Below are 681 nucleotides of genomic sequence, written 5' to 3' on the forward strand. Positions count from 1 at the left end.
CTCGATTACCGAGAGCATGCCCAGGATCTCGGCGAAGAAGGCCGCCGAGCGCGATCGCGATCCGTAGTCCGCAGCGGTGGCGGCGACGAAGTCCTCTGAGTTGTCGAGGACCATCGCGAGCAGCCGGTCAATACGGTTGCGGCGCAGCGCGGCATCAGGCGGACCATCGGCGATGAATGACCGGCGCTGGGAGGCCAGCAGCTCATCGAGGCCGTCGCGCTGCGGCTGCACTGCCGCACGCTCTTCGATCGCGCTCATTCGAATCCGTCTCCTCGCCAGGCACGCGCCAGCACGTCGCCGAAGATGCCTCCGGTAAGGCTAACGGTAGCACTCACCACACAGGTCGAAGCCGATTGTCCGACCAGCCTGAATTGTTTACAGTCATCCTTACTGTCGTTCATTCAGTGAGGGGTTGGCGCATGCCGGAGAGCGCACGCAGAATCGTCGTCGTCGGAGCTGGATCCGGAATCGGGGCGGCAACGGCGGCGCATTTCTTCGAGCGGGGCGACCACGTACTTGCGGTGGACCTGCGCGCAGGTGACACCCCGGCTTCCGAACACACGATCTGCGACCTCCGGGATGCCGCCGACATCGCGCGACTACTGGGCGAGATCGGCGGCGACTGGGACCTTCTCGCGCATGTCGCAGGCGTCCCCGGGACCGCGCCGGCCGCCGACGTAC

Annotated in this window: 2 protein-coding genes; one reads left to right on the forward strand and one right to left on the reverse strand. The window is 65.9% G+C overall.

Going from position 1 to position 681, the window contains the following annotated elements; genetic code table 11:
* Positions 1 to 258 (reverse strand): hypothetical protein (locus IMZ11_RS43105; RefSeq protein ID WP_228649415.1); only part of this gene is annotated, 258 nt, incomplete at its 3' end.
* A gap of 161 nt (positions 259 to 419) precedes the next feature.
* Between IMZ11_RS43105 and IMZ11_RS43110 the strand changes: the two genes are divergently transcribed.
* A partial coding sequence (locus IMZ11_RS43110; RefSeq protein ID WP_228649417.1) for an SDR family NAD(P)-dependent oxidoreductase occupies positions 420 to 681 on the forward strand: 262 nt, incomplete at its 3' end.

The organism is Microtetraspora sp. AC03309, assembly GCF_020826795.1.
Lineage (GTDB): Bacteria > Actinomycetota > Actinomycetes > Streptosporangiales > Streptosporangiaceae > Microtetraspora > Microtetraspora glauca.